This is a genomic window from Edaphobacter paludis, from assembly GCF_039993895.1.
GTDB classification, from domain to species: Bacteria; Acidobacteriota; Terriglobia; order Terriglobales; family Acidobacteriaceae; genus Edaphobacter; species Edaphobacter paludis.
Genome location: NZ_CP121194.1, coordinates 3941364 through 3967454, shown reverse-complemented (window position 1 = coordinate 3967454; position 26091 = coordinate 3941364). Strand labels below are relative to the sequence as shown.

The following is a 26091-nucleotide window of genomic DNA, read 5'->3' as shown; positions in this document are numbered from 1 at the left end:
GATTATGCCTGCTTCTATACTCGTCTGCTCGTCTCTGCGCTCAGTCTGTCTTTTTGCTCTTACGATTGGAATTTTTGCGGGACCGGCCTGCGCGCAGACGCTGCGTCAGCCGGGCGCGTATGACTCGGTCAATCCTTTTATTGGAACCGGTGCCGATGGGCATACCTTTCCGGGCGCTACGGTGCCGTTTGGGATGGTGCAGCTTAGTCCGGATACGCAGATCAACAATTTCAAGCACAGCTACAAGTGGGCTGCCGGATACCGCTACGAGGACTCGACCATTCTTGGGTTTTCGGAGACGCATTTTTCCGGGGCGGGCCACTCGGACCTTGGCGACTTTTTGATTCAGCCTATTGCCGGAGAGGTTCGGTTGGAGCCGGGCGATGCGGACAAGCCGCTGTCGGGGTATCGGTCGCGGTTTAGTCATGCAACGGAGAAGGCTGCGCCGGGATACTATGCGGTGACGCTGAGCGACTACGGTGTTCGCGCGGAGTTGACGGCGACGGCGCGGGTGGGCGTGCATCGTTATACCTTTCCCGCAGACAAAGAGGCGCACCTGCTGCTGGATATGCGGTCGTCGATCTATAACTATCCGGGCAAGGTACTTTGGTCGCGTGTTCGCATTCGGCAGGATGGGACGGTGACGGGGATGCGCGAGACGCGGGGATGGGCTCCGGGACGGCAGCTTTACTTTGCCATGCGCTTTTCGCGGCCTGTGACCGGGCACCAGTTGGTCGACCGCGAGCCGCTGCCGATTGACTACAAAGGTTTCAAGACCCCGGGCAATACGCCCGAGGATACGCAAGCGATGGAGGGGCGTGGGTTGATTGCCACGTTCGATTTCGGCAGGTTGAGTGCGCCGCTTGTGGTGAAGGTTGCTATCTCTCCGGTGAGCGAAGAGGGCGCGATTGCGAATCTCGATGCGGAGGTTCCGGGGTTTGATTTCGATGCGGTGCGTGCTGCGGCGCGAAGTGCGTGGGAGAAGGCGCTTCGAGCGGTGAGCTTCGATGCCGAGCCAGCCATGCGGCAGAATCTTTACACGGCGCTGTATCATTCGCTGCTGGCTCCCAGCCTGGCGATGGATGTGGATGGAAGCTATCGCGGGCCGGATAATCAGGTGCATCGTGCGCAGGGATTTCAGTTTGTTTCGAGCCTCTCGCTGTGGGATACCTATCGCGCGGAACAGCCGCTGATGACGCTGATTGAGCCGCAGACGCGCACCAGCGATCTGGTGCGGTCGATGCTGGCCTCGCAGCAGGAGAGCCCATTTGGGATGCTGCCGGTGTGGCAGTTCCAGGGGATCGAGACGTGGTGCATGATCGGCTATCACGCAGTGCCGGAGATTGCGGATGCGTATATGAAGGGCATCGGCGGCTTCGACGCAAATAAGGCGCTGGATGCGATGGTGGCGACGGCTGATTACGCTCCCTATGGGCATCTGGGGGAGTACATGAAGCTGGGCTATGTGCCGGTCGATGGGGGCAAGCCGGGTTCGCATGGAGAGGCGGTCTCGCAGACGATTGAGTATGCGTTCGACGACTGGACGATTGCGCAGATGGCGCGCAAGCTGGGGCGGAACGATGTCGCCGAGCGATTTGAGAAACGTGCCGGCAACTGGCGGAATGTCTTCGATACTTCAGTTGGGTTTGCGCGTCCGCGGCTCGCGGATGGAAGCTATCGCGAGCCCTTCAATCCGGCGCGGGCTGGCGCGGATAGCGGCTTTACCGAGGGCAACGCGTGGCAATACTCGTGGTATCAGCCGCAGGATGAGGCGGGGATGATTCGGTTGCTGGGCGGCGATGCGAAGCTGATCGCGAAGTTGGATGCGATGTTCGACGCGAAGGTCGATCCGAAGGACTATGCGGATGTGGAAGATATGGCTGGCATGATCGGGCAGTATGTTCATGGCAACGAGCCGAGCCATCATCTTGCGTATCTTTACGACTATGCGGGCGAGCCGTGGCGGACGCAGGAGAGGCTGGGCCAGATTGTTGAGAGCCAGTACAAGCCTGCTCCGGACGGGCTGGTGGGCAATGACGACCTTGGGCAGATGTCGGCGTGGCTGATCTTCACTGGGCTTGGGTTTTATCCGGTTGCGCCTGCATCGAATGAGTATGTGATTGGGCGGCCATTTGTGGAGCGGGCGACGATGAATCTGCCGAATGGGAAGAAGTTCTCTGTGGTAGCGGAGAGGCTGAGTGCGAACCATCCTTATGTGGAGAGTGTGAGTTTGAATGGCAAGCCATTGATACGCAGTTTTCTAAAGCATGAGGAGATTATGGGTGGAGGCGAGTTGCGCTTTGTGATGGGCGATAAGCCGAATAAGACGTGGGCTACGTCTACTGCTTCGAGACCTTTTTCCATGTCGGAGGCTCATTGATTCGGGGTTTCTAAATGACGAAGGCTGCTGTTCTCAAATCAGGCGTTCTGGCTGCGGTGTTGAGTGGCGCGGCGTTTGCGCAGACGACGCTGCATACGACGACCACCCTGGTGGTTGTGCCTACGCTGGTTGAGACTGCGGGCAAGGAGCTGGTCTTTTCGCTTAAGGCCGACGACTTTGTGCTGACCGATAACGGCGTTCCGCAGAAGGTGATGCTGGAGGATGCGAGCAGCCGTCCGCTGTCGCTGGTGCTGCTGATGCAGACAGGTGGCGCGGCTCGTGGCCAGTTTCCGAGCTTTGCCAATCTTGACACCATGATCGCTTCCATTCTTGGGCCTGCACCCGGCGATGTCACTCCCAACAAGGTCTCGGTTGTGAACTTCGACAGCAGACCGGAGGCGGCTTCGCCGTTTACGTCGGACGTGGCGCAGTGGAAGGATGCTATCGATCATCCGGATGCGGGCAATAGCGGGGCTGCGGTCTTCGATGGTCTTGAGTATGCGATTGGGTTGTTGAAGCAGCAACCGGCGAATATGCGGCGGGCGATTCTGCTGATCAGCCAGGAGCATGATGACGGCAGTCATGCGAAGGCGAAGGACGTTGTTCGCGATCTGGGCGAGACGAATACGGCGGTCTACAGCATGACGTTTTCAGCGGAGAAGACGACGCTCCGGCAGGAGTTCCGACATTCGTCGCATCCGCATCCTCCGATTACGATTAATCCAGCGGCGGGATCATTTCTGGGGTATTACGACCTTAGCGTTCCTCTGAATGCAGCGATTGGGGCGATGCATAAGAACATGTCCGCGGAGATCGCTGCGCTGTCGGGTGGGGAGACGAGCAGCTTCGATAATGCGGTTGAGCTGGGCGATGACCTGAACGTGCTGAACAACCATATTCGCAATCGCTATATTTTGAGCTTCTATCCGACCTCGCAGACGACAGGGCTGCATACGATCGCGGTGCGGCTGGTGCATCATCCGGAGCTGCTGGTTTCGGCGCGGAGGAACTACTGGCTCGAGGCGCAGCCGTAAGCTACGTACTGTTGCTTCTACAATCTTGAGATGGGTCTTGAGTTTCAGGTTGATGGGACGGATGTCGGTGGGGGACGGCGCGGGCGGTTGGTGCTGCCGCATGGGGTGGTGGAGACGCCGGTGTTTATGCCGGTGGGGACTGCGGCCAGTGTGAAGGCCGTCGAGCAGGGGGTGCTTGAGGAGATTGGCGCGGATGGCATGGGGGCGCAGATTATTCTGGCGAATACCTATCATCTCTATTTGCGGCCGGGACATGAGTTGATTGCGCGGATGGGCGGCGTGCACCGCTTCATGAGCTGGGAGCGGCCCATGCTGACGGACTCAGGCGGGTTTCAGGTATTCAGCCTGAGCAGCCTGCGCAAGGTGACGGCGGATGGCGTGGAGTTTCGGTCGCATCTCGATGGGAGCAAGCACTTCTTCTCGCCGGAGCACTCGATGGACGTGCAGATTGCGCTGGGCGCGGATGTGATGATGGTCTTCGATGAGTGCGTGGAGCATCCGGCGACCTATGAGCGGACGCGGGACTCGATGGGGCTGACGCATGCGTGGGCGCAGCGGTCGAAGGATCATTTTGAAGCGAATAAAGAGCGCGTGCCGTGGTTTGAAGAGCGCGGGGGGAAGACGCAGAGCCTGTTTGGCATCGTGCAGGGTGGGATGTATGCGGATTTGCGGAAGGAGTCAGCCGAGCGGCTGGTAGAGATGGAGCTGCCGGGCTATGCGATTGGCGGGCTGGCGGTAGGCGAGCCACGCGAGGTGACGCGAGAGATGATTGCGCGGACGTTGGAGTGGTTGCCAAAGGACAAGCCGCGTTATGTGATGGGCGTGGGCTATCCCGACGAGATTGAAGAGTATGCGCGAATGGGCGTGGACATGATGGACTGCGTGCTGCCGACGCGGGCGGGGCGGCATGGGCTGGTGTTTATGCGCGAGGAGGCTGGTGGTCCGGTGGTGCGTATGAACATCAAGCGCAAGGAGTATGCCGAGGATGCCCGGCCGATCGATGAAACGTGCGGTTGCATGGTTTGCCGGAGGTATTCGCGGGCTTATTTACGGCACTTGTATGTGTCGGGGGAGGCGCTGGGGCTTACGTTGAACTCGGTGCATAACCTGCACTTCTATCTGGCGACGATGGAGCGGGTGCGTTCCGAGATGGTTGCTGCTGTGGGTTCCCAGTCAACTTTGTAGGCGGACCGCCAGCCTGTTTCTTTTGCGGAGGCGGTGCTGGCTTCGGCCAAGCTGGACCGATGAGCGCTGCCTGACTACGCTATGCTTTGCTTGAGATGAAGCGGGCGGCGATTGTCGGGGCGGGGCCAAATGGTTTGAGCGCGGCGATTACTTTGGCTCGGGCGGGCGTGGCGACGACCGTCTTTGAGGCTGCGGAGACTGTGGGTGGGGCGGCGCGGACGGCGGAGTTGACGCTACCGGGGTTTCGACACGATGTGGGATCTTCGGTCTATCCGCTGGGCGTGGCTTCGCCGTTCTTCCGACAGCTTCCGCTGGAGCAGTTTGGGCTGCGGTGGATTGAACCTGCGGCGGCGATGGCGCATCCTCTGGCTGATGGTTCGGCGGTCATGCTTGAGCATAGCCTCGAGGCGACGGCGGCGGGGCTTGGTGAGGATGCGGCGGCCTGGCGGCGGCTGATGGAGCCGCTTGTCGAGAGTTGGACAGAGTTATGCGGCGAGTTGCTGGGGCCGGTGCTGCACGTGCCTCGGCATCCTTTGTTGCTGGCTCGGTTTGGCGTGTTCGCGATGCTGCCCGCTACTGCTTTGGGGAAGATGTTGTTTCGCGGCGAGCGGGCGCGGGCCTTGTTTGCCGGGTGCGCGGCGCATTCGGTGAGGCCGCTGGAGAGTGTGATGAGCGCGGCGGTTGGGCTGGTGCTGGGCGCGGCGGGACACGCGTTTGGCTGGCCGATCGCCGAGGGCGGCGCGCAGGCAATCTCGGATGCGCTGGCGGCTTATTTTGTGAGCCTTGGTGGGGAGATTCGGACGGGAGCAAAGATCTCGGATCTGCGTGAGTTGGGAGAGGTGGACGCGATCTTGTGTGATGTTTCGCCGCAGCAGTTACGGCAGATTGCCGGAGCGCGGCTGTCGCAGGGCTATGCGAAGAAGATGGAGCGGTTTGCCTATGGGCCGGGGGCGTTCAAGGTGGATTGGGCGCTGAGCGAGGCGATTCCGTGGCGGGCAAAGGAGTGTCTACGCGCGGCGACGGTGCATGTCGGCGGAACGATGGAAGAGATTGCGGCTGCGGAGAGTGCGCCCTGGCGGGGGGAGATTGCGGCGCGGCCTTTTGTGCTGGTGACGCAGCCGAGTCTGTTCGACGCGACGCGTGCGCCTGCGGGGAAGCATACGGCGTGGGGATATTGTCATGTGCCGAATGGGTGGGAGGGGTCGGCGGTGGAGGCAATCGAGGCGCAGATGGAACGGTTTGCCCCCGGCTTTCGGGAGTGTGTGCTGGCGCGGCATGTGATGGGGACGCAGGCGCTCGAAGACTGGGATGCGAACCTCATTGGTGGGGATATTTCGGGCGGTGCAATGACGGTTGGGCAGATGGTGGCGCGGCCTGCGCTGTCGCTGTACCGGACGGGGGCGAAGGGGCTGTATCTGTGCTCGGCTTCAACGCCGCCGGGGGGCGGGGTGCATGGGATGTGCGGCCATCTGGCGGCGGTGCAGGCGCTTCGGGATTCTGGGAAAACTTAACACCGGTAGGCGCCGATCACACCGATTTAAAAACAGAACGACCACGGATGAACGCGGATTTGCGCTGATTTTTAAAGACCACAGAGATTTTTGCGTTCCGGTCTTTATCCGCGATGATCCGTGTTGATCCGTGGTCGATTGATAGGCTTCTAGCCGGGGAGGCGGAGTTTATCGTGGTCGAGGCGGAGTTCGTGGCAGAGCGCTTCGACGACGAGGTTGTGGTCTTCGCGCTGCGGCAGGCCGGAGACGGTGACACTGCCGATGATGCCTGCTCCGGCGACGTGGATGGGGAAGCTGCCCCCGTGAGTGGCATATTCAGAGTCGGACAGGGAATATTTTTCGACGAGCGTGGTGTTGTTGTGTTTGAGGTAGAGGCCTACCTGATAGGAGCTGCGGTGGAAGCGGGCGACCACGTTCGATTTGTGTTCGACCCAACGGGCGTTGTCGGGAGTAGTTCCTGCGAGCGCGGTGTAGAAGAGCGGCTGATGCGGGTGACCGAAGCGGCGGATATCGATGACGATGGCGTGGCCGCGGGCGACGGCGAGTTCGCGGAGGGAGGTGCCGAGGCGCCATGCGGTTTCGGCGTCAAAGGTGGGAAAGATGAGCTTGGCTTCCTGTCGGGCGATGGCGGCGAGGTCTTCCGAGGTGTCGGTGAGGGCCATTGAATTTGTTCCTTTTCGGCTGCTTCGCAGCGATATACTCGCGGAACGAAAGTATTTGCAGCTTCAACCTTTTTACATGAGGAGCCTATGTGGCCATCAATTTCTTGTCGCGGTCCAAGGGAATCGTTCGTGCCGGTTTATGGGGCGCCGGAGTCCGAGTCGGAGCGGGGGCGCTGATCGTGGCCCTCTCGATTGCAGCGCAGGCACAGGCGAATACCCAAGATCCGCTACACGTGTGGAATGAGGGGAGCGATCCGGCGTCGCTCGATGCGTGGGCGCAGCACCGGCTGGCGGCGGCGCAGGCGAACATCGATAAGGTGATCGCGGTGACGGGCGCGCATACGGTGGAGAACACGCTGCGGCCCTTCGATGACGCGCAGAATGAGTTGGCGATCGCGGGCAATGAGTCGTACCTGATGTTTGCGGTGGGCGACTCGGCGGAGGTGCGCAATAAGGGACAGGCGATGGTGGCAGCGGTCGCTTCTGCTGCGACCGATCTGAGCCTGAACCAGAAAGTCTACAAAGCGCTGGCGGCGGTTCCGCTGCCCGCCAACGACGCGGCGACGAAACACTATCTGGAGCGGACGCTGCTGGAGTACAGGCTTTCGGGTGTGGATAAGGACGATGCAACGCGGGCGAAGATTCGCCAGTTGCAGGACAGGATTACCGCGCAGTCACTGGTCTTCGGCAGAAATATCGCCGATGATGTGCGCAAGGTGACGGCGACGAAGGCCCAGTTGGATGGTCTGCCCGCCGACTATATTGCACGGCATAAACCCGCCGCCGATGGGACGTACACGCTGACGACCGACTCGCCGGACAGCACGCCGGTGATGAGTTTTGCCAAGGACGCTGACCTGCGCAAACGCATGTTTCTCGCTTATACGGACCGGGCTTATCCGAAGAATGTGGCGGTTCTGAAGGACATTCTGATGGCGCGGCAGGAGTTGGCGACGACACTTGGCTATGCCACCTATGCGGACCTGGCGACGGCGGATCAGATGATCGGCTCGGCCAGCAATCTGAAGGCTTTTCTGAATCAGGTGGACGATGCATCGCGGGAGATCGGCAAGCGTGAGTATGGGGAGCTGCTGGCCTTTGCGCAGAAACAGCAGCCCGGGTTGAGCAGCATCTCCGATGCGGACGCCGGGTACTGGTCGGAGCAGTACCGCCGCTCGAAGTACAACTTTGATGCGCAGAGCGTGCGCCCCTACTTTCCTTATAACGAGGTGCAGGCGGGAATCTTGAAGACGGCTGCACGGCTGTTCCATGTCGAGTTCAGGCCGGTAACGGACGCAAAGACGTGGGACGCCTCGGTGGCGGTCTTCGACGTGTTCGATACAGGGGGCGCGAACAAGGGGAAGAAGCTGGGCCGGATCTATCTTGACATGCACCCACGCGAGGGTAAAGACAAGTGGTTCTCGAGCGCGCCGATGGTCCCGGGGATTCGCGGGCGTCAGCTTCCTGAGGGTGCGCTGATCTGCAACTTCTCCGGTGGAACGGCGGGCGATCCGGGGCTGATGGAGTACAGCGAGGTGGTGACGTTCTTTCACGAGTTCGGCCACCTGATGCATCACGTTCTTGGCGGGCAGGGGCAGTGGTCGGGACAGGGCGGCTTCAACGTCGAGGGAGATTTTGTCGAGGCTCCCTCGCAGATGCTCGAAGAGATGTTCCGCGACAAGACGATCATCTCTTCGTTTGCCAAGAACTATAAGACGGGCGCGACGATTCCGGCGGACCTGTTTGAGCGGATGAATGCCGCCGACGCCTACGGGCGTGGACGCTGGGTGCAGCGGCAGTTGCTGTATGCGAACTATTCGCTGCAACTGCATGACCGCCCGCCGGCCGATGTGGACTTTGACGCTCTGCTGCAGGAGGATACGAAGCGGTTTTCGCCGTTCACGTTTGTTGATGGCGACCGCATGTATACGAGTTTCACGCACCTGACCGGATACGCGTCGAACTACTACACCTATGTGCTCGATAAGGTGATTGCGGTGGACTTCTTCGCGCAGTTCGACAAGGCAAATCTGCTGGATGGGCCGACGGCGATGCGCTACCGCAGGACCGTGCTGGAGCAGGGTGCGACCAGGCCCGCGGCGGTGCTGGTGAAGGACTTTTTGGGACGACCGCAGAGTATCGATGCGTTGAAGACATGGATGATGGTGGAGTTTCAGCCAGCGCCAAAGGAGACGGCTGCGGGCGGCAAGTAGGTTCGAATCGCTACACTGTGAGGGATGATTCGAACGGTTCGGGCGACACAGTACGTTACAGCGCTCCGCGAGGGCGGATCGCTGCCTGCGATTATCGAGACCGACGATCTGGGCCTGTATGTGCTGAAGTTTCGTGGCGCGGGACAGGGGCCGCTGGCGCTGGTGGCGGAGTTGGTTGCTGGCGAGATAGGCCGAGCGCTGGGACTGCGGGTTCCTGAGCTGGTGTTGGTAGATGTGGACGCGGCGCTGGGACGGAACGAGCCGGATGAGGAGATTCGCGACCTGCTGCGTGCGAGCGTGGGGTTGAATCTGGCGCTGGATTATCTGCCGGGATCGTCAATGTTCGACCCGGCAGCCGGAGATACCGCAGACGCGGAGACGGCATCGCTGGCCGTTTGGTTCGATGCGTTTGTTGCCAATGTGGACCGCACGGCGCGGAATGCGAACCTGCTGTGCTGGCACCGGGAGCTTCACTTCATCGATCACGGAGCGGCGCTGTACTTTCATCACGACTGGAAGAGCATGGCCGACAAGGCCGAGAGTCCGTTCGGACAGGTGAAGCAGCATATTCTTCTGCCCTGGGCGAGTGCCCTCGAAGAGGCCGATGCTGTGGCTCATAAAAAACTCAATCCAGAGGTTTTTGCGGCGATTCTGGAGGATGTGCCCGACGCTTGGCTGCTGCCCGAGGCGAAGGATTTGAGTGCGGAGGAGAAACGAGCGGTGTATCTCGACTTCTTCACACGGCGGCTGAAGGGTTCATCAAAATTTGTTGAGGAGGCGATCCGTGCCCGTGCCGAGCTCGTTTGATTACGCCGTTGTGCGTGTGGTGCCGCGCGTCGAGCGAGGAGAGTTTATCAATGCGGGCGTCATCGTGTTCTGCCTGGAGCACCGCTTTCTTGAGGCCCGCGTGCAGGTGGACGAGGCGCGGCTGAAGGCGCTTTGGCCTGAGGTGGATATCGAACTGGTACGAAAGCACTTGGAGGCGATTCCGAAGATCTGCGCGGGTGATCCATCGGCTGGACCGATTGCGCGACTGAGCCAGCGCGAGCGGTTTCACTGGCTGGTTTCGCCGCGCAGTACGATCATTCAGGTCTCGCCGGTGCATAGCGGATTGTGCGAGGGTCCGAAGCTGACGCTGGGCCAGACGGTGGAGCAGCTTTCGCGGCGGCTTCTGGTGGAATAAGTCGCAGCAACGGGGCGCCAGCATGGCATCGCCTTGACATGGCGTGACGGTTACGCGATGCTTAGGGGCTAGGCACCCTTTTACGGCCTGATAGCGAAGCCGCGTCGGTTTGAGCGCTTCAATTGCGCATGTTTCAAAGCTGCGCGGGCTGCAGTGAGTTTAAGCGGTGGAACGGAGTTTTATTGATGCTGGCAATGTGGTTGCAGAGTGCGGCAGGCGGATTTGGGCTGGGCAATTTGGGCGGACTGGCGCTGCCGATCCTGTTCTTTGTTGCGCTTTACTTTTTGATGATCGTGCCGAACCAGAGGAAGCAGAAAAAGTGGCAGACCATGTTGTCGGAGTTGAAGCCCGGCGACCGTGTCACGACCAATGGCGGCATTAAGGGAACCATTATCACAGTGAAGGAAGATGGCCTCATTCTGCGCGTCCAGCCGGACGGAGTGAAGCTGGAGTTCGCCAAGCAGGCCGTCGCCGCAGTGACGACCGATACGCCGGCAGCATAGAATCTGCAGGGCATTCGATACAGACATTTTTAGCAAGCTGAGATACAACCGTTAATTTACGGACGAGGAAGAAGTAAGGATGACGATCGCTGTGCCGCAATCTGGTGCTGCCGGTCGTTCCTTCAATAAAGATCATGGGCAAGAATCTGACCGCTAAGGCGGCATTCATCGTAGGGATATTGTTGGTCTTCGTCTTCGGCTTCCTTGGCATACCGCATGGTGGCCTGAAGCAGTCGATTCTGAGGCATATCAATCTTGGGCTTGACCTCAAAGGTGGCGTCCACCTTGTGCTGCAGGTGCACGTGGCCGAGGCGGTGACCTCGACCACCGATCACGACGTCGCGCGGCTCGAAGCCGATCTGCAGAAGGCGGGCATTACCGGGGCGACCGTGGGCAAGACCGATCCGGCGAATCCCGAGACCATCGTCGTCAGCGGAATTCCGCCGACGAAGCTGGCCGATGCACGAGGCGTGCTCGAGGGTAACGACTACGCCAATTACGATGTGGCGACTAACTCCGCCGGCAATTCGACGCTGACGATGAAGCCGTCGGCGATCGCCGATCTGAACCTGCGGACGCTCAATACATCGATCGACACGATCCGCGAGCGTATCGACAAGCTGGGTGTAACCGAGCCGCAGATTCAGAAGTATGGCCTTGGCGAAAACGAGATTCTCGTCGAACTACCCGGCGTCAAAGATCCAGCCGAAGTGGAAGATGTAATTCAGTCCACCGCGAAGCTGTCGATTCATGCAGTTGTGGGCGGACCCTACGGCACCGATGCGGAAGCCTTGCAGGCCAACAATGGAGCGATTCCTCCGGACTCCATGCTGATGCATGGCTCGGGTTCTGCCGGGATGCCCGACCAGGTCTGGCTGCTGAAGCGTAACAGCGAGGTAGAAGGCACGGACTTCCGTGACGCGCAGCCGTCGACCGACCAGAACGGCCGCCCGAACATCCATTTCACCCTCACGACCGAGGCGGGCGACCGCTTCTACAAGTACACCTCGACGCACAGTAAAAGCAGTGCAACGCCGGGTTCGATGGCTATCCTGCTGGACAACAAGGTCCGCGAGGTTGCTTCAATCGATGGTGCCATTCGCGATAACGGCGAGATCACAGGTGGCTTCACCAAGCAGCAGGCATCAGACCTTTCGTTGATGCTTCGCACGGGCGCGCTGCCTGCGTCGATCTCTTACCTTGAAACCAGGGTCGTCGGCCCGAGTCTGGGTGCGGCCTCCATCCGTCAGGGTGTCATTGCAGCCGTCGCCGGCATGTTGGCAGTCATGATCTTCATGCTGATCTACTACAAGGGCGCGGGTATCAATGCGGACCTGGCGCTGATCCTGAACCTGGTGATTCTGCTGGGCTTCATGGGATTTGCAGGGGCGACGCTGACGCTGCCGGGTATTGCCGGCGTCATCTTGACCATTGGTATGGGCGTCGACTCGAACGTGCTGATCTTCGAGCGTATTCGTGAAGAGCTGCGTAATGGCAAGAGCACTCCCGTCGCCGTGCAGCAGGGCTTTGCCCATGCCTGGACCACCATCTTCGATACCCACGTCACGACCATCGTGTCGGCAGCGATCCTGTTCCTTTTCGGATCGGGGCCGGTGCAGGGTTTTGCGGTGACGCTAGTGTTCGGTCTTCTGGCCAATTTGTTTACTGCGGTCTACGTGTCGAGGGTTATCTTCGATGCGATTCTGGAGAGAAAAGAACGCGGCGCAACGCTGTCGATTTAGCTCGCGGCAGTGCCGATTTAGATTTTTTGTTTGAGAGATTGCGGGACCCGATGGGCTGCCGCTGAGGGCGTAAGAGCGTGGAACTGTTTCATAATCCGAATATCGACTGGCTCGGGAAGAAGTGGTATTTCCTGGGGTTTTCTCTGGTTTTTTCAATCGCCGGCATTTTGAGCATGGCGTTCTGGCACCATGTTCCGCTAGGCGTGGACTTCAAGGGCGGCACGCAGATCCGCGTCGACTTCACCCAGATGCCGAATGAAGAGCACGTCCGTCATGCCATGGACCAGGCTGGCGTGCGCGACTTTACCATTCAGCGCGTCAGCGACCCCAGCGGCCATGCGGCGAACAAGGTCATCATTTCGCTGCCTGAGTCCACCGCGACCGATACGGCGCATGATGCGGGGCGTGAGGCCGTCGAACATGCCTTGTCGGCGAACTACCACGACTCCGCCTTCACTATCGAGCAGGTCCAGATTGTAGGTCCTACCGCCGGTAAGCAGTTGCAGGAGCAGGCCATCGAGGCAACGCTGTACTCACTGCTGGGAATGCTCATCTACCTGTGGTTTCGGTTTGAGCTGATCTACGGCGTGGCTGCGGTTGCCGCGGTGTTTCACGATACGCTCATCACCATCGGCGCTTTCAGTTTGACGAACAAAGAAATTACGCTTACGGTTATCGCTGCAATTCTTACCTTGATCGGTTACTCGATGAACGACACTATCGTCGTCTTCGACCGCATACGCGAGAACCTCGCGCTCTCGCGGAGGGAACCCCTGGGCGATCTGGTAAACCGGAGCATTAACCAGACACTGAGCAGAACCGTGATCTCATCGGGTCTGACATTTATGACGGTGCTCTGCCTGTATTTGTTTGGCGGTGAGGTGCTGAATGGCTTCTCCTTCGCGTTGGTGGTCGGTATTTTGATTGGGACGTACTCCTCTATTGCTGTGGCGGCACCGATGCTGGTGGCGTACCAGGAGTGGCGGGCAAAGCGGGGCAAGACGGCTGTTCTGCCTGCGGCAAAGCGGGCCAGAACATAATCGGTTGGGTGGCATCAGGAGTTAGATCTCGACTGGGAACAAATTCGGACGGCGCGGTGTCTAAGAAACATAGCTCTTCTTCACAGTAAAGAGGCTGCATATTATGTTTGAAGATTCAATTATCGAGTCCGGTGGAAAGATCAAGAGCAAATCCAAGTATTGGATGATCGTTACGCTCGTCTTCAATGGTCTGATCGTGGCGACCATGATCTTGATTCCACTGCTGTATCCTGAAGCGCTGCCCCATACCGCGTTGACGGCGATGTTGACGGCGCCCCCGCCGCCTCCACCCCCGCCTCCACCGCCACCGCCGCAGCAGATCGTCAAGCCCATCAAGATGGTCTCTGAGATCGATCAGGGCCTTCATGCGCCGACCAAGATCCCCAAAGACATCAAGATGCTGAAGGAAGATGCTGCCCCTCCCCCGCAAGTTGCGGGTGTCGCCGGAATGAGCGGCATGGGTAGTGGCAGCGGCGTCCCCGGTGGTGTCATGGGCGGTATCGGTTCAGCTCCCGCTCCTGTGGTTCGCGTGGAGAAGCCAAAGGTCGTCCGCGTATCGAGCGGCGTTGTCGCTGGTAACAAGATTGGGGGGGTTAACCCGACCTATCCTCCGATTGCACGCGCAGCGCACGTTTCGGGCACAGTCGTTCTGCACGCCATTATCTCCAAGACCGGGAGTATTACGAACTTGCAGGTAATCAGCGGGCCAGAGATGTTGCGGGCAAGTGCGGTCGATGCCGTTCGCACCTGGCGCTACAAGCCGTATATCCTGAATGGCGAACCCACGGAAGTCGATACGACCGTGTCCGTCAACTTCAATATGGGCGGCTAGAACAACCTTTGCAGGCTCAGCACCGTCTATCCGTGAGCCTCCCTGAAGCTTTGTCGTACGTTCGGGGTATTCACGGGTCAAGCTTCAGAAGAATAGATTTACACCAGGAGGAAATATCCAAGTGATTCTCGCTCATCTCGCAAATTTCGCTCACGTACCTACTTCGCTCGGCTTGTTTTTCCAGGAAGCCCAGGTCAGCTTCAGTGTCCTCGGTCTCTGGAGCAACATGGGCTGGCTCGCCCGCTGCGTCGTCATCATTCTTTTCATCATGTCGATCTGGTCGCTGGCTGTCATCATCGATCGTGCTCTGTACTTCTCCGCAGCCCGTAAGCAGTCGCGCGAGTTCGCGCCGAAGGTTGCCGGCGCGTTGAAGGACGGCCGTCTCGATGAGGCGATCAAGGTTGCAGACCGTTCCAAGAAGTCCCATCTGGCAGAGGTTGTCACGGCTGGCCTGCAGGAGTTCCGCAGCTTCGGTTCCGGCGGCAGCATCACCGAGCAGCAGGTAGAAAGCTCCAAGCGCGCTCTCGAGCGTTCTGAAGCTATCGTCCATGCGAAGCTGAAGCGCGGCCTTGGCGGTCTGGCGACCATCGGTTCGACAGCCCCCTTTATCGGCCTCTTCGGAACCGTCGTCGGAATCCTAAACGCCTTCCAGCAGATCGCCACCCAGAAGACCTCGGGTATCGGCGCGGTCGCCGGTGGTATCTCGGAAGCTCTGGTGACGACCGCCATGGGTCTGCTCGTCGCGATCCCCGCCGTTATGACGTTCAACTACTTCACCGGCAAGGTGGAAGCGTTCGACGTTGAAATGGATAACAGCTCCAGCGAACTGGTTGATTACTTCATCAAGCAGAGCCATCGCTAAAAAGTAGCAAGCGTTGTATTTGTACAGACAAGCTGCAAAGCAATAACCTGCGAGAATCACGCCTCAGCCGAGGCCCTTCGGACGCCGCCAGCGAACGGCGTCCGAAGGGCAGAGTGCTACCGCAGGGACCGCAAGGAAATAGTAAGCCGGACGAACCGGACGGAGCCGACGTTATGGGCATCAATAAGCGGGATGAAGGCAAGAAGGTCAACTCAAACATCAACGTAACGCCGATGGTGGACGTGATGCTGGTGCTGCTGATCATCTTCATGGTTATCACCCCCATGCTGAACAACAAGGTGAATGTGGATCTGCCGACTGCCGCTTCGGCAATCGTGATGGAGAACGCCAACAAGGAAGATGCCGTTACCGTGGCGGTGACTCGGGATGGCAGAACGTTCCTCGGCGCCAATCAGGTCAACACCGACGACCTCGGCACCAAGATCTCGGCGTTGCTCGAAAAGAAGACCGATAAAGAGGTCTTCATGCGCGCAGATCAACGCGCCAACTACGGTAAGGTCATGGATGCCATTGACGGGATCCGATCGGCAGGCGTCAACCAGCTCGGGCTTCTCACGGAGAAGAACGATAGCGAAACGAACGTAATGACGGGCAAGTAGGCCACACATCTGTAAGGCGGCGCGCTCGATTCATCTCGGGCAGTCGAAGTAGACAAGGAGATTTGCTATGGGAATGAGCGCTGGAACTTCGGGCGGATCGGTTTCCGAGATCAATGTAACCCCGCTTATCGACGTTCTTCTGGTATTGCTGATCATCTTTATGGTGATCGTGCCGGTAACCCCCAAGGGCTTGCAGACGCTGGTGCCCCAACCGCCGAAGAACAAGACGCAGGACCAGCAGAACGACCGGACCATCGTTGTCCAGGTCCTGTCGAACGGGGCCGGTGCACCTGCTTACAAGATCAACGAGACCGACTTCAATAAATCTCAGATCGAATCGCAGTTGGAAACAATCTTTGCGACTCGTCAGGAGAAAGTGATGTTCATCAAGGGGGATAAGAACCTTGACTTCGCGAAGATTGCGGAGGTGGTCGATTTCGGTCATCAGGCCGGGGTAGACAATATTGGAATCATTACCCCAAGGATTGAAGCGGGCCAGTGAGTGGCTCGTGCTGAGACTCGGGCAGAGGGCGGTGGCTATCCGGCTACCGCCCGTTGCTTGTCTGCCAGTCTTGTCAAAATTGTGTTTCGTAGGATAAATGGTTTGTCCTCTAGCCACGCTGGGGCGTATACCATTACAATCAAGCGGGCAAGCTGAAGAATTCGATTTATCAATTTATTTGTCCCAGAGATCAACGCGCCTATTTTGAAGGAGACGATACACCCCATGAAATTAACCGCACGGATTCCGGTTACTGCAGCTCTGCTGGCGCTGCTGCTTGGTTCTGTAACTGGATGCAACCGCCTGAAGGCACGCGACCAGCTCACCAAGGGTGTACAGGCATTCAAGAACGCTCAATACGAAGAAGCGGTCAATCACTTCCAGAACTCCATCGCGCTTGATCCAAACTACGAGGATGCGAAGCTCTATCTTGCCACCGCTTACTCGTATCAGGTGGTGCCCAATCTCGACACTCCCGAGAACATCGCGATTGCTCAGAAGGCCCTTGACGGCTTCCAGGCGACCCTCCAGAAGGACCCGAACAATCTGACGGCCCTGCGGCAGATGGCCTCCATCAACCGCAATATCAAGCGGTTTGAGCCTGCGAAAGAGTATGAGAAAAAAGTGATTGCGCTGGATCCGAATGATGCCGAGGCGTATTACACCATCGGCGTCGTGGATTGGATGCAGTCGTATAAGAACATGATTAGCATTCTCGCGGCCGATGGGCTCACCGATGATGCCAATGGCAATGTGAAGAAGAGCAAGGCAGCATGCCAGAAGATGAAGGAGCAGAATACGGACCTCGTCAACGACGGATTGCAGAACCTGCATAAGGCCGTTGAAATCAACCCGACCTACGACGAGGCAATGTCTTATCTCAATCTGACCAACCGCATTAAGGCACAAATGGAGTGCGGCGACGATGCGGCCCGGAAGGCTGATCTGGCAGAGGCTGATCAGTGGAATGACAAGGCCCTGGGCGCGCGCAAGATCAACGAGAAGAAGAAGGAAGCGAAGACTCCTGGTGGCGTAACGATGTAGTCGCTGCTTCGCTGATTTAGAAGTATCGGAAGAGCCTCTCTATCATGGAGAGGCTCTTCCCTTTGCTGAATGCCATGCTGATATAGATCCACCGTCTGAAAGGTAGGACGACTAGAGAAGCTTCTCCAATGCGGGAGGTCGGGCTCTTCTTCTCGTACGTGGATACAAATGTGCTGAGCGTTCGCAATATTTCTCGAGGAGATGGAGAGCTTCGTTGGTTAACAGAAGACCGTGACACCTGTGAAACGCTCTTGCGAGCACCGCCCGGATGCTGTTCCAGCTAGGGTAAAATTGCCACTTGCGACGGACCATCCAAAAAGTCCTGATTGCGAATCGCGGCGAGATCGCGCTGCGGGTGATTCGCGCCTGCCGGGAGATGGGATTGCGGACGGTAGCCGTCTACTCCGACGCCGATCGCGCGGCGCTGCATGTCCTTCATGCGGATGAGGCCTACCGGCTAGGTCCTGCTCCTGCGTCTGAGAGCTATCTGCGTGGCGACCTCATTCTCGAAGCGGCACGACATTGCGGTGCCGACGCCGTGCATCCCGGCTACGGCTTCCTATCGGAGAATGCAGAATTTGCAGAGGCTTGTGCGACGGCCGGAGTGACGTTCATTGGCCCCCCGGCAAACGCCATGCGCGTGCTGGGCTCGAAGACGCGGGCGCGGCAGACAGCCGACGCGGCAGGGATACCTCGGGTGCCGGGCAGCGTGACTGGGCTGACGTCGGCTGAGGAGGCGCTGAAGGTGGCGGAGGGTATTGGCTTTCCGGTTATGCTCAAGGCGGCTGCTGGTGGCGGTGGCAAGGGGATGCGGGCCGTGGCCGCGCGGGAAGAGTTAGCTGCGGCCTACGCGGCGGCCAGCAGCGAGGCTGAGCGCAGCTTTGGTTCGGGTGAGGTCTACATCGAAAAGCTCATTGAGCAGCCACGCCATATCGAGATCCAGTTAATGGCGGACCAGTATGGCAGGTGCCTGTACCTGGGCGAGCGGGAGTGCTCGGTGCAGCGGCGGCATCAGAAGGTCATCGAGGAGGCTCCGTCCGCAGTTGTCGGGGAAGACCTTCGTCGGCGAATGGGCGAGGCTGCGGTGCGGCTGGCGCTTTCCGCGGGGTACGTAAACGCGGGGACGGTGGAGTTTCTGGTGGATAGCGACCAGAACTTCTACTTTCTGGAGATGAACACCCGCCTGCAGGTGGAGCATCCCGTGACCGAGCTGGTCACGGGGCTCGATCTGGTGCGGATGCAGATTCGGGTGGCGATGGGCGAGCCGCTCGGTTTGAAGCAGGAGGACGTGCAGTTGCGCGGCCACGCGATCGAGTGCCGCATCTACGCCGAAGACCCGGAGAATAGCTTCTTTCCATCGCCCGGCCTGATTACGCGGCTGGTGCAGCCGGGCGGCGCGGGCATTCGCGAGGACTGCGGCGTCTATGCGGGCTGGACTGTGCCGCTGGAGTACGATCCCATGCTGTCCAAGCTGGTGGCGTTTGCCGAGACGCGCGAGCTGGCAATCGACCGGATGCTGAGGGCGCTCGACGAGTATGTGATTGGCGGGATCAAGACGAACATCGGGTTGTTCCGCCGGATTCTGAACGATCCTGATTTTCGTGCCGCACGCATCGATACAGGCTATCTGGAACGACTACTGGCTCGCGCTGCTTCGGTGGACGAGGCGACGGTCGCTGACGAGGTTGTAGCGATTGCCGCGGCGTTGCTGGCTGTGTCCGGCTGCGAAAGAACGCCAGCGGTGGCGGACAGCGTTCAGCAGAGCAGGTGGGCCACGGCTGGGCGGCAGGAGGGGCTGCGTACGTGACCGTCTGGATCGAGATCGGAGGCAAGAAGCGACGAGTGGAGCTGCCGTCCGCTGGCGCCGCTGGAGCGCTGGAGTGTGTCGTCGACGGCAAAGCCGTCACCGTGGATGCGCAGACGTTGCAGCCTGGGGTGATGTCCCTCGTGGTGGAGGGCCGTCAATACCGCTGCGTTCTGGATGGGGATGCGGTGCTGATCGACGGCAAACGGTTCGCGTTCGAGGTGAGCGATCCCCGTTCGCTGCAAGGGCGGCGTGGTGTGGGCGAGGGCGCGGCGGGACCCCGTACGGTGAAAGCTCCTATGCCGGGACGCGTAGTGCGGGTACTGGTTGCTGTGGGCGGCGATGTCGCCGAGCAACAGGGCGTCGTCGTGATCGAGGCGATGAAGATGCAGAACGAGCTGAAGTCTCCGAAGGCAGGCAGAGTGATTCGCGTGGCCGTAGCGGTAGAAGATACGGTCGGGGCAGGCGATGTGCTGGTGGTAGTCGAGTAGAGGGCGTGGGAGGTGTCAAAGAAGCAAGGCGAGACCTTCGGTCTTTCTCCCTGCGAATCTCAATGCCAATTCTCGTCTTCGGGGCTACAATTCCTTTCGAACTTAATACAGCTGATTGAGAGCGACTCTATGAGCGATGGCGTAGTGGTGGCGGAGGGACAGGCGGCGGAACCCGGACTGAGCCAGGTGGAGCGTGTCGTGGACACGTTTATCGCGCCCACAAAGACGTTTACCGACATTCTGCGCAACAGGAGCTGGTGGCTGCCGTTTCTGTTGACGGTGATTATCTCGCTGGGTGTAACTGCCACGGTCACCTCTAAAGTAGGGTGGGAACGGGTGGTGGAGAATCAGATTCAGGCCAGTCCAAAGCAGCAGGACGCGATGGCGAGCCTGACCCCGGAGCAGCATGCAGCAAGAATGCATGGAATGACGGTCGGATACATGTACACGTCTTATGCCTTTCCGCTGCTGATCCTGCTCTTCTCGGCGATTGCGGCGCTGGGGCTCTGGGCTACGTTCAACTTCGTGCTGGGAGCAAGTACGACCTTCGGCGAGATGTTCTGTCTATGGATGTATTGCGGGCTGCCCAAGCTGCTGATAGGGCTGCTGACGATCCTGACGCTCTTTTTCGGCGGCAATGCCGAGGCGTTCGACCTGAAAAACCCGGTGGGAACCAATCTCGGCTACTACTTTCCCGATGCCGGAGCGGGCCTCAAGGCGGCGCTCGGCTTCTTTGACATCATTGGGATATGGACGCTGGTACTGCTGGTGATTGGGACGTCCATCGTGGCGAGGGTAAGTCGCGGCAAGGCAGCGGCGGTCATCGTAGGGTGGTGGGTGCTGATTCTCATCATCAGCGTAGCCTCGGCGGCCGCGTTCAGCTAGCGCATTTCAGCGTAATCGGCTGCGCACTTCGTCCCGCACCAGATAAAGAAAGAAGACCAGCGAAAACATTCCGCGAATCAGAAAAAAGCCGCTGCGGGTCTTTTCGAAAAAGAAGAAATCGCCGGTGAACAGCATGACGCATCCGGCCAGCACCAGCGCCCATCCCCAGCGTCGCATGCGCAGCAGACCAAAGATGCCCGCGACCAGAAGCGTGCAAAGCGCCAGCACACCGTACTTCGCCACGCCCATGCCAAAGGTGTTCCGCATTGCCCCAAACACGTTCATCAACGTCAGAAAGAGCATAAACAGGCAGATTCCCGCCACGCCTGGCAGCATCTGTCCTCGAGCCTTCGGTTCATCCGCCATCGTTGCTGCTCCTGTTTCCTAAAGCGTGTGCAGATATGCCAGCAGATCGTCCAAATCCTGCTGATCCATTGAGTTTCCCGCCGCTGGCATCAACCCGTGCCCGTGCAGAATTGTCGCCGTCACCCGTTCATCATTGGCTGGCGCCCCGCTCGGCAGATAGGGCCTTTTGTAGACACCGAGCAGCGAAGGTCCATGCAGAGCAGCATCCCGCCGGTCATAGTGGCAGGATCCGCAGTGTGTCTGAAAGACAGCATGTCCATGCATCTGCTGCTCGTTCAACTGCGAAAGTGGTGTGGGAGGCGGTACAGACTTACAGCCTGCCAGCGCACAGGCCAGCATCAGCAAAAAAGAAGCTCGAACCATGAATTTATTCTCTCACCCTACCTGTGTACGGACTGCGCGAGCAGCACGACGCCGATGCCTGCCAGACCGACGTAAACGTATCGCAGAAAAATATCTCCGTGCAGGCGATGATTCACCACCCGGCCCAGCCAGATCGCCGGCAGCAGCACAGGCAAGCTCAGCAGGTAGTAATGCGTCACCGCCGGAACCCAGAGCCCCGCCAGCCAATATCCGCCCATGCCGATGATGCTCGCGGGCAGAAAGTATCCCTGCAGGGTCGCGCGAAAATGCTGGGCCGACCAGCGCCGCATCGCTCCATAGATCACCAGCGGTGGCCCGTTCATCCCATACGCTCCGCCGAAGACGCCTGCGATAAACCCGCAGCCCAGAAGCCACGCCTTGCTGTCGTGCTTCAACTCGGGTGGTTTGCTGCCCAGCAACGAATACACTGCGAACGCCATGATAAAAATCGCCAGCGTTACCCGCACTGCTTGTTGATGGCTGCTCGTCAGCAGCAGCAGGCCTATGGGAATCCCAAACAGCGTCGCGCCTACTAACCATCCCGTGCTGCGCACATGGATTTTGCGCCAGTCCTGTGCAACGACGACAGCCGCAATCGTAATGGATACCAACACCGCCAGCGGCGCGGCAACTTTCAGTGGAATAAAAAGAGCCAGCAACGGCACGGCAAACAGCGCCTCGCCGAACCCGAACGCCGACCGGATGAACGTGGCCAGGAATACCACGACCAGCACCTGCGAAGTAGCGGCATCCATCAATTGCCCAACACGTTCGTGTCTAAAAAGACGGACAACTGGCCACGCTCCATCTCTCTATTCTACGAGTGCGTTCCAGCATGTTCTCCGACGGAAAGGCATTAATTCGTCGCTGCAATCGCCGCTACAATCCTGTCCATCACACCCTCATCCGCATGGTTGTGGGGAGCGTGCTGATCCACCATGATCGAAAAGATCACGGTGCGTCCACTGGCGCATTCGATATAGCCCGAGAGAGCCCGCGCCTCTCCGAGCGTCCCTGTCTTGGCAAAGACGTGGTCCTTCAGCGGAGCTTTGGCAAACCGAAACGCCAGCGTCCCATCCTCCCCGCCCACCGGCAGCGAGGTCTTCCACCCCGCAAACCAGGGCTGCATGCTTGCATACTGCAAGAGCCGCACCGTGGCCCGCGGCGTTACCAGGTCATGCCCACTTAGTCCCGAGCCATCGAAGAAGACAAAATCGTTCGGGTCGATTCCCACCTTTGCGGTGAGAAACGCCCGCACTGCACCGACCCCCTGCGCTGCATATCCATCGCACGCATAACGCCTGGCGAGGTGGCGCAAGAGCAACTCTGCGTGCAAATTCTCACTCACCTTATTGGTGACCACAATATCCTCAAGCAGCGCGGGTGATTGATGTCTCGCCAAAACTACCGACCGCACGCCACTGACGCTTGCCCCCGAAGAGACCGCGCCGCATTCTCCAATCTCTTCTCCGTCAGCAAACTTGCTGCCCAACTGCGCCCCAATTTCGGTCGACCATTCAACCATGTCCCTCGAATATCGTTGCAGCTGGTGCTCCGCGCGCGCCCTTCCCGTCACCACGATTCCCCGCGCTTCGAGCATTTTCTTGAAGGCCATCGCCGCATACTCTGCCGGATCTGCTATCGCCACCTCTTCCACTACTGGGTGCGCGTCCACCGCGATCGACCCAAACACCTGCAGCACCATCGATCCTGGCATGCGCACCATCTGCACATGGCTTCCGCTCCCCGCCGCCCCGGTGGCCAGACCCGAAGCGTCCACAGTGTAGTAAGGGAAAGGTGGATTCATCGTCACCACGGCCTGCATCGTCGGAGAGGCGCCCGGAGTGACGGTCACCTTGATCTGGTTATCATTCACCGTCAGCGCGCTCACCGGAGCACCATATCCCCAAACGGCGTCGTCGATCGCCCAGTCCTGCGGATACCCTTCATTGGCAAACAGCCGATCGTCTCCCACTACGTCCCCATCCAGACGCTTCAACCCGGTTGCCGCCACCTGGTCCGCCATTGCCTCCAGATAGCGCAGCGGATCGGCAGCAGGGGGAGCGTGCTTCGGTCTCTCCGCTGGCGCGATGTAGGGCAACTCCCGCCCCGAAAGATTCGCATCGCCGCTGCCAACGATGGTCAGCGTTCCCTTCAGCAGCTCCGCTCCCGTAAAGACGCCCTCACCCACGACGGTGGTCTCGAATGTCCTGTCCGCTCCAAGCAAGTCCAGAGCAGCAGCCGTGGTGAATAACTTCGCATTGCTGGCAGGTTGAAAGAACTGTCCCGCATTCAGCCTATAGATGGGCTTGCCATCCATCTTCGCCACGGCGATGCCCCAGTGCGCGCGTTCCACTGTCGGATCATCCAGCAGCTTCGCAATCTGCACCTTGAGCGGCTTCGCCCGATGCCTTTTATGGTGCGTCTGGTGATGTGTCTGGCCCCCGGCAGGCACGCAGAACATCATCCCACTCAACAAAATCACAGCACAACGTCCAGCAAACCTGAGCATCCGCGCAGTCTAGCATCCCTGTTCGGCAGTCTGCGTCTAACCTTCAACTATGTCCTTCGTCCGCCGCACTCATTTCGACTGGCAAATGCGCAGTAGAACCCTCGCGCTCGGCCAGCACACATTGATCATGGGCATTCTCAATGTCACGCCTGACAGCTTCTCTGATGGCGGCCACTTCTATTCGCCCGAGCATGCACCGGAACGCGCCCTTACCCAGGCATTCCAGATGCTCGACGACGGCGCCCAGATCCTCGATATCGGCGGCGAATCTACCCGCCCCAACGCAATTCCGCTCACGGCCAACGAAGAGCAGGCCCGCGTCCTGCCCGTAATCGAGGCGATCCTTATCCAGAAGCCCGGGACCGTTCTCTCCATCGACACTCACCACGCATCCACTGCGGTGTGCGCTGTCGATGCCGGGGTCGAGATCGTCAATGATGTCAGCGGCCATCTCTGGGACGCAGCCATGACCAAAAATTGCGCTCAGCTAGGCTGCGGTACGGTCCTGATGCACACACGGGGCCGTCCGCAGGACTGGGCGACGCAGGCTCCGCTCCCTTCCGAAGATATCCTTCCGCTTGTTCTAGCCGGGCTGAGCGAGCGGATCAAAGTGGCCACCGCCGCCGGAATCCCGCGCAACAGAATCGTTCTCGATCCTGGCTTCGGTTTCGGCAAGCGGCTCGATGAAAACTATCCATTGCTGGCTCATTTCGATCAGCTTCAGCAGCTCAATCTGCCCATTCTCGCCGGCGTCTCCCGCAAGGGCTTCCTCGCTCAGGCGCTTGCGCCGCTCTACGACGAGAGCCTGCCGCCACCAGAATTCCGCCTCCACGCCACGACTGCGGCGAATGTGGCCGCGATCCTCAATGGCGCGCATATCGTGCGCACCCACGATGTCCGGGCTGCTGTCGAAGCTGCTGCCATCGCCGATCGTATCCTCGCTGCGCTTTAAGCGATTCGTTGTTCCTCAGGCAGATTTTCTGTGTGCCTGAACGTACTCTCTGAGAGCAGCATTAATGCGGCTCTGGTAGCGTTTGCCCGTTCCTTTGAAGAAGGTCAGAACATCGGCGTCGAGACGCAGAGTAACCTGCTGCTTGTTTTCTGAGGGAACGAGCGCGCCGGGTCGTGTCCATTGCACCGCTTCGGTCTGGCGCGGGATATCGCTATAGTCGATCTCGGCATCCGGCATGGCGGCGATCCGCTTCAGCCGCTTGCGCTGTGGCGCGGTCGCGGACGTTGGATGGTTCGGATCAAGTTTGAACTTCACGGTATTGTGCGCGCTCATGGGCATCTGCCTTTCTTGCGGAGATTAATCGGATGAGATTGTCGTCTTTGCCGCGAACGGTATAGACGACAGCCAGTAAAGCGGGTGCGACCAGGCCAACGGTCTTCCAGCGATCTTCCCCATAGTTTGTCCGATCATCGCAGGTCTCGATACGCTGCGGGTCGAGGAAGACCAGGGCAGCATCCTCGAAGCTGACGCGATGTTTGCGCAGGTTCGTATCGGCCTTGTCCGGGTCCCACTCAAACTCCATATAGGTTCAATGTACTACATTTGTAGTTACATTGTCGCGCATAAGCTGTTCACGCCAGCACGTCCCAGTTTCCGCGATCCTAAGCCGGATTCCCGGCCCCGTCCGTCGTCCACGACTGGGTCTGAAACGCGATAAACACGGCTGTCCAGGTCGCCTTCGACGGTAGATGAATCAACAGTGCACCATCCTGCCAGATGCCGTTATCGCCACCATGGTTATTTACAGGATTCCCCTGGTTCATGTGGATATCGTGAATTCCATCGACCTTTCCTTTGTCGGCATACGCGCTGCCAAAGGCGTAGATCACGCCATCCTTGTCCGCGATGGTCATATTCAGCAGCGTTACGACGGCGTTCTGCAACGCGCTCGACCGCGCGCGAGCCAGCAGCCTCTCCTCTTCGCTGCCTTTGGAACGCATCTGGGGCAACAGCGTCATCTGCGGGCGGGTAATCATCGGCTTGCCATTGACCTGTGACCGCACAAAGTCCAGCGCCAATCCGCCCGGAGCGCTCTGTAATGCAGTCATTCCCATGGGAAGCGCCAGCAGCCCGGCCTCATCCGGAGGCGTAAATCCCTCTTCAATTGCGTACAGAACCTCGGACCCGTCCATCGACTGAATATTTACCGCCACGGTAAACGGGCCACCCGGCGCATTCATGGTGATCTGATAATGCGTACTCGCCCCGGTCACGACCTTGCCCGAGACCGGATCGCCCGCCAGCACACTGTAGTTCGTAATCGGCATAGAGTCTCCTTGGAAAAGCTCCCAGCTCCATCCACCCTACTCAGACCGCAGAGCAAACTCAACCCGCAGACACGGAC

The 26091-nt window shown here is 59.2% G+C and carries 27 protein-coding genes; 19 read left to right on the top strand and 8 right to left on the bottom strand.

Annotation, left to right across the window (positions count from 1 at the left end):
* Positions 1-4: 4 nt before the first annotated feature.
* The 4 genes from P4G45_RS16560 to P4G45_RS16545 all read left to right on the top strand — a co-directional run bounded on the left by P4G45_RS16560 (position 5) and on the right by P4G45_RS16545 (position 6110).
* Positions 5-2380 (top strand): GH92 family glycosyl hydrolase, encoded by a 2376-nt coding sequence (locus P4G45_RS16560; RefSeq protein WP_348267578.1) that lies wholly within the window; start codon positions 5-7, stop codon positions 2378-2380.
* Positions 2381-2394: 14 nt separating this feature from the next.
* Positions 2395-3414 (top strand): VWA domain-containing protein, encoded by a 1020-nt coding sequence (locus P4G45_RS16555; RefSeq protein ID WP_348267577.1) that lies wholly within the window; start codon positions 2395-2397, stop codon positions 3412-3414.
* Positions 3415-3444: 30 nt separating this feature from the next.
* Positions 3445-4599 carry a tRNA guanosine(34) transglycosylase Tgt gene (gene tgt / locus P4G45_RS16550; RefSeq protein WP_348267576.1) on the top strand — a complete coding sequence of 385 codons (1155 nt, stop codon included), beginning with the start codon at positions 3445-3447 and terminating at the stop codon, positions 4597-4599.
* Between the two features lie 95 nt (positions 4600-4694).
* Complete coding sequence (locus tag P4G45_RS16545; protein ID WP_348269278.1) at positions 4695-6110, top strand: NAD(P)/FAD-dependent oxidoreductase; 1416 nt, start codon at positions 4695-4697, stop codon at positions 6108-6110.
* Between the two features lie 149 nt (positions 6111-6259).
* Here the strand turns inward: P4G45_RS16545 and P4G45_RS16540 are convergent, their stop codons facing one another.
* Positions 6260-6772 (bottom strand): heme-degrading domain-containing protein, encoded by a 513-nt coding sequence (locus P4G45_RS16540; RefSeq protein ID WP_348267575.1) that lies wholly within the window; start codon positions 6770-6772, stop codon positions 6260-6262.
* 89 nt (positions 6773-6861) lie between these two features.
* Here P4G45_RS16540 and P4G45_RS16535 point away from each other — a divergent pair, with 89 nt between their 5' ends.
* The 14 genes from P4G45_RS16535 (at position 6862) to P4G45_RS16470 (ending at position 20493) form a co-directional block, all read left to right on the top strand.
* On the top strand, positions 6862-8985 hold the full coding sequence (locus P4G45_RS16535) for a M3 family metallopeptidase (protein ID WP_348267574.1): 2124 nt from the start codon (positions 6862-6864) through the stop codon (positions 8983-8985).
* A 24-nt stretch (positions 8986-9009) separates the two neighbouring features.
* The gene (locus P4G45_RS16530; RefSeq protein WP_348267573.1) at positions 9010-9792 is read left to right on the top strand and encodes a HipA family kinase; all 783 of its coding nucleotides are present in this window, start codon (positions 9010-9012) and stop codon (positions 9790-9792) included.
* Positions 9776-10168: a DUF3037 domain-containing protein gene (locus P4G45_RS16525; RefSeq protein ID WP_348267572.1), complete on the top strand. Its 393-nt coding sequence runs from the start codon at positions 9776-9778 to the stop codon at positions 10166-10168. Before P4G45_RS16530 ends, P4G45_RS16525 begins: the two co-directional genes overlap by 17 nt.
* Before the next feature lie 185 nt (positions 10169-10353).
* Entirely contained in the window at positions 10354-10671 is a 318-nt protein-coding gene (gene yajC, locus P4G45_RS16520) for a preprotein translocase subunit YajC (protein ID WP_348267571.1), read from the top strand.
* A 134-nt stretch (positions 10672-10805) separates the two neighbouring features.
* Positions 10806-12413: a protein translocase subunit SecD gene (gene secD, locus P4G45_RS16515; protein ID WP_348267570.1), complete on the top strand. Its 1608-nt coding sequence runs from the start codon at positions 10806-10808 to the stop codon at positions 12411-12413.
* 77 nt (positions 12414-12490) lie between these two features.
* Positions 12491-13453 carry a protein translocase subunit SecF gene (secF, locus tag P4G45_RS16510; RefSeq protein ID WP_348267569.1) on the top strand — a complete coding sequence of 321 codons (963 nt, stop codon included), beginning with the start codon at positions 12491-12493 and terminating at the stop codon, positions 13451-13453.
* Positions 13454-13556: 103 nt separating this feature from the next.
* Complete coding sequence (locus tag P4G45_RS16505; RefSeq protein WP_348267568.1) at positions 13557-14285, top strand: TonB family protein; 729 nt, start codon at positions 13557-13559, stop codon at positions 14283-14285.
* A gap of 121 nt (positions 14286-14406) precedes the next feature.
* On the top strand, positions 14407-15147 hold the full coding sequence (locus P4G45_RS16500; RefSeq protein WP_348267567.1) for a MotA/TolQ/ExbB proton channel family protein: 741 nt from the start codon (positions 14407-14409) through the stop codon (positions 15145-15147).
* A gap of 173 nt (positions 15148-15320) precedes the next feature.
* Positions 15321-15767, top strand: coding sequence for an ExbD/TolR family protein (locus P4G45_RS16495; protein ID WP_348267566.1), 447 nt, complete (start codon positions 15321-15323; stop codon positions 15765-15767).
* A gap of 67 nt (positions 15768-15834) precedes the next feature.
* The gene (locus P4G45_RS16490) at positions 15835-16269 is read left to right on the top strand and encodes a biopolymer transporter ExbD (protein WP_348267565.1); all 435 of its coding nucleotides are present in this window, start codon (positions 15835-15837) and stop codon (positions 16267-16269) included.
* A 225-nt stretch (positions 16270-16494) separates the two neighbouring features.
* Entirely contained in the window at positions 16495-17313 is an 819-nt protein-coding gene (locus tag P4G45_RS16485) for a hypothetical protein (protein ID WP_348267564.1), read from the top strand.
* A gap of 298 nt (positions 17314-17611) precedes the next feature.
* Positions 17612-19120, top strand: coding sequence for an acetyl-CoA carboxylase biotin carboxylase subunit (gene accC, locus P4G45_RS16480; RefSeq protein ID WP_348267563.1), 1509 nt, complete (start codon positions 17612-17614; stop codon positions 19118-19120).
* On the top strand, positions 19117-19608 hold the full coding sequence (locus P4G45_RS16475) for a biotin/lipoyl-containing protein (RefSeq protein WP_348267562.1): 492 nt from the start codon (positions 19117-19119) through the stop codon (positions 19606-19608). Before accC ends, P4G45_RS16475 begins: the two co-directional genes overlap by 4 nt.
* A 129-nt stretch (positions 19609-19737) precedes the next feature.
* Entirely contained in the window at positions 19738-20493 is a 756-nt protein-coding gene (locus tag P4G45_RS16470) for a YIP1 family protein (RefSeq protein ID WP_348267561.1), read from the top strand.
* A gap of 6 nt (positions 20494-20499) precedes the next feature.
* On the opposite strand, the gene P4G45_RS16465 is transcribed toward P4G45_RS16470, so the two are convergent.
* The 4 genes from P4G45_RS16465 to dacB all read right to left on the bottom strand — a co-directional run bounded on the left by P4G45_RS16465 (position 20500) and on the right by dacB (position 23734).
* Positions 20500-20859 (bottom strand): hypothetical protein, encoded by a 360-nt coding sequence (locus P4G45_RS16465; RefSeq protein ID WP_348267560.1) that lies wholly within the window; start codon positions 20857-20859, stop codon positions 20500-20502.
* An 18-nt stretch (positions 20860-20877) separates the two neighbouring features.
* On the bottom strand, positions 20878-21222 hold the full coding sequence (locus P4G45_RS16460; protein WP_348267559.1) for a cytochrome c: 345 nt from the start codon (positions 21220-21222) through the stop codon (positions 20878-20880).
* Positions 21223-21239: 17 nt separating this feature from the next.
* Positions 21240-21977 carry a sulfite exporter TauE/SafE family protein gene (locus tag P4G45_RS16455; protein WP_348267558.1) on the bottom strand — a complete coding sequence of 246 codons (738 nt, stop codon included), beginning with the start codon at positions 21975-21977 and terminating at the stop codon, positions 21240-21242.
* Between the two features lie 101 nt (positions 21978-22078).
* Positions 22079-23734 (bottom strand): D-alanyl-D-alanine carboxypeptidase/D-alanyl-D-alanine-endopeptidase, encoded by a 1656-nt coding sequence (gene dacB / locus P4G45_RS16450; RefSeq protein ID WP_348267557.1) that lies wholly within the window; start codon positions 23732-23734, stop codon positions 22079-22081.
* Positions 23735-23819: 85 nt separating this feature from the next.
* Here dacB and folP point away from each other — a divergent pair, with 85 nt between their 5' ends.
* Complete coding sequence (folP, locus tag P4G45_RS16445) at positions 23820-24686, top strand: dihydropteroate synthase (RefSeq protein WP_348267556.1); 867 nt, start codon at positions 23820-23822, stop codon at positions 24684-24686.
* 15 nt (positions 24687-24701) lie between these two features.
* Here the strand turns inward: folP and P4G45_RS16440 are convergent, their stop codons facing one another.
* The 3 genes from P4G45_RS16440 to P4G45_RS16430 all read right to left on the bottom strand — a co-directional run bounded on the left by P4G45_RS16440 (position 24702) and on the right by P4G45_RS16430 (position 26014).
* Positions 24702-25019, bottom strand: coding sequence for a BrnA antitoxin family protein (locus P4G45_RS16440; protein ID WP_348267555.1), 318 nt, complete (start codon positions 25017-25019; stop codon positions 24702-24704).
* Entirely contained in the window at positions 24985-25269 is a 285-nt protein-coding gene (locus tag P4G45_RS16435) for a BrnT family toxin (RefSeq protein WP_348267554.1), read from the bottom strand. The genes P4G45_RS16440 and P4G45_RS16435 overlap by 35 nt, the downstream gene beginning before the upstream one ends.
* A gap of 79 nt (positions 25270-25348) precedes the next feature.
* Entirely contained in the window at positions 25349-26014 is a 666-nt protein-coding gene (locus tag P4G45_RS16430) for a YukJ family protein (protein WP_348267553.1), read from the bottom strand.
* Positions 26015-26091 lie beyond the last annotated feature (77 nt).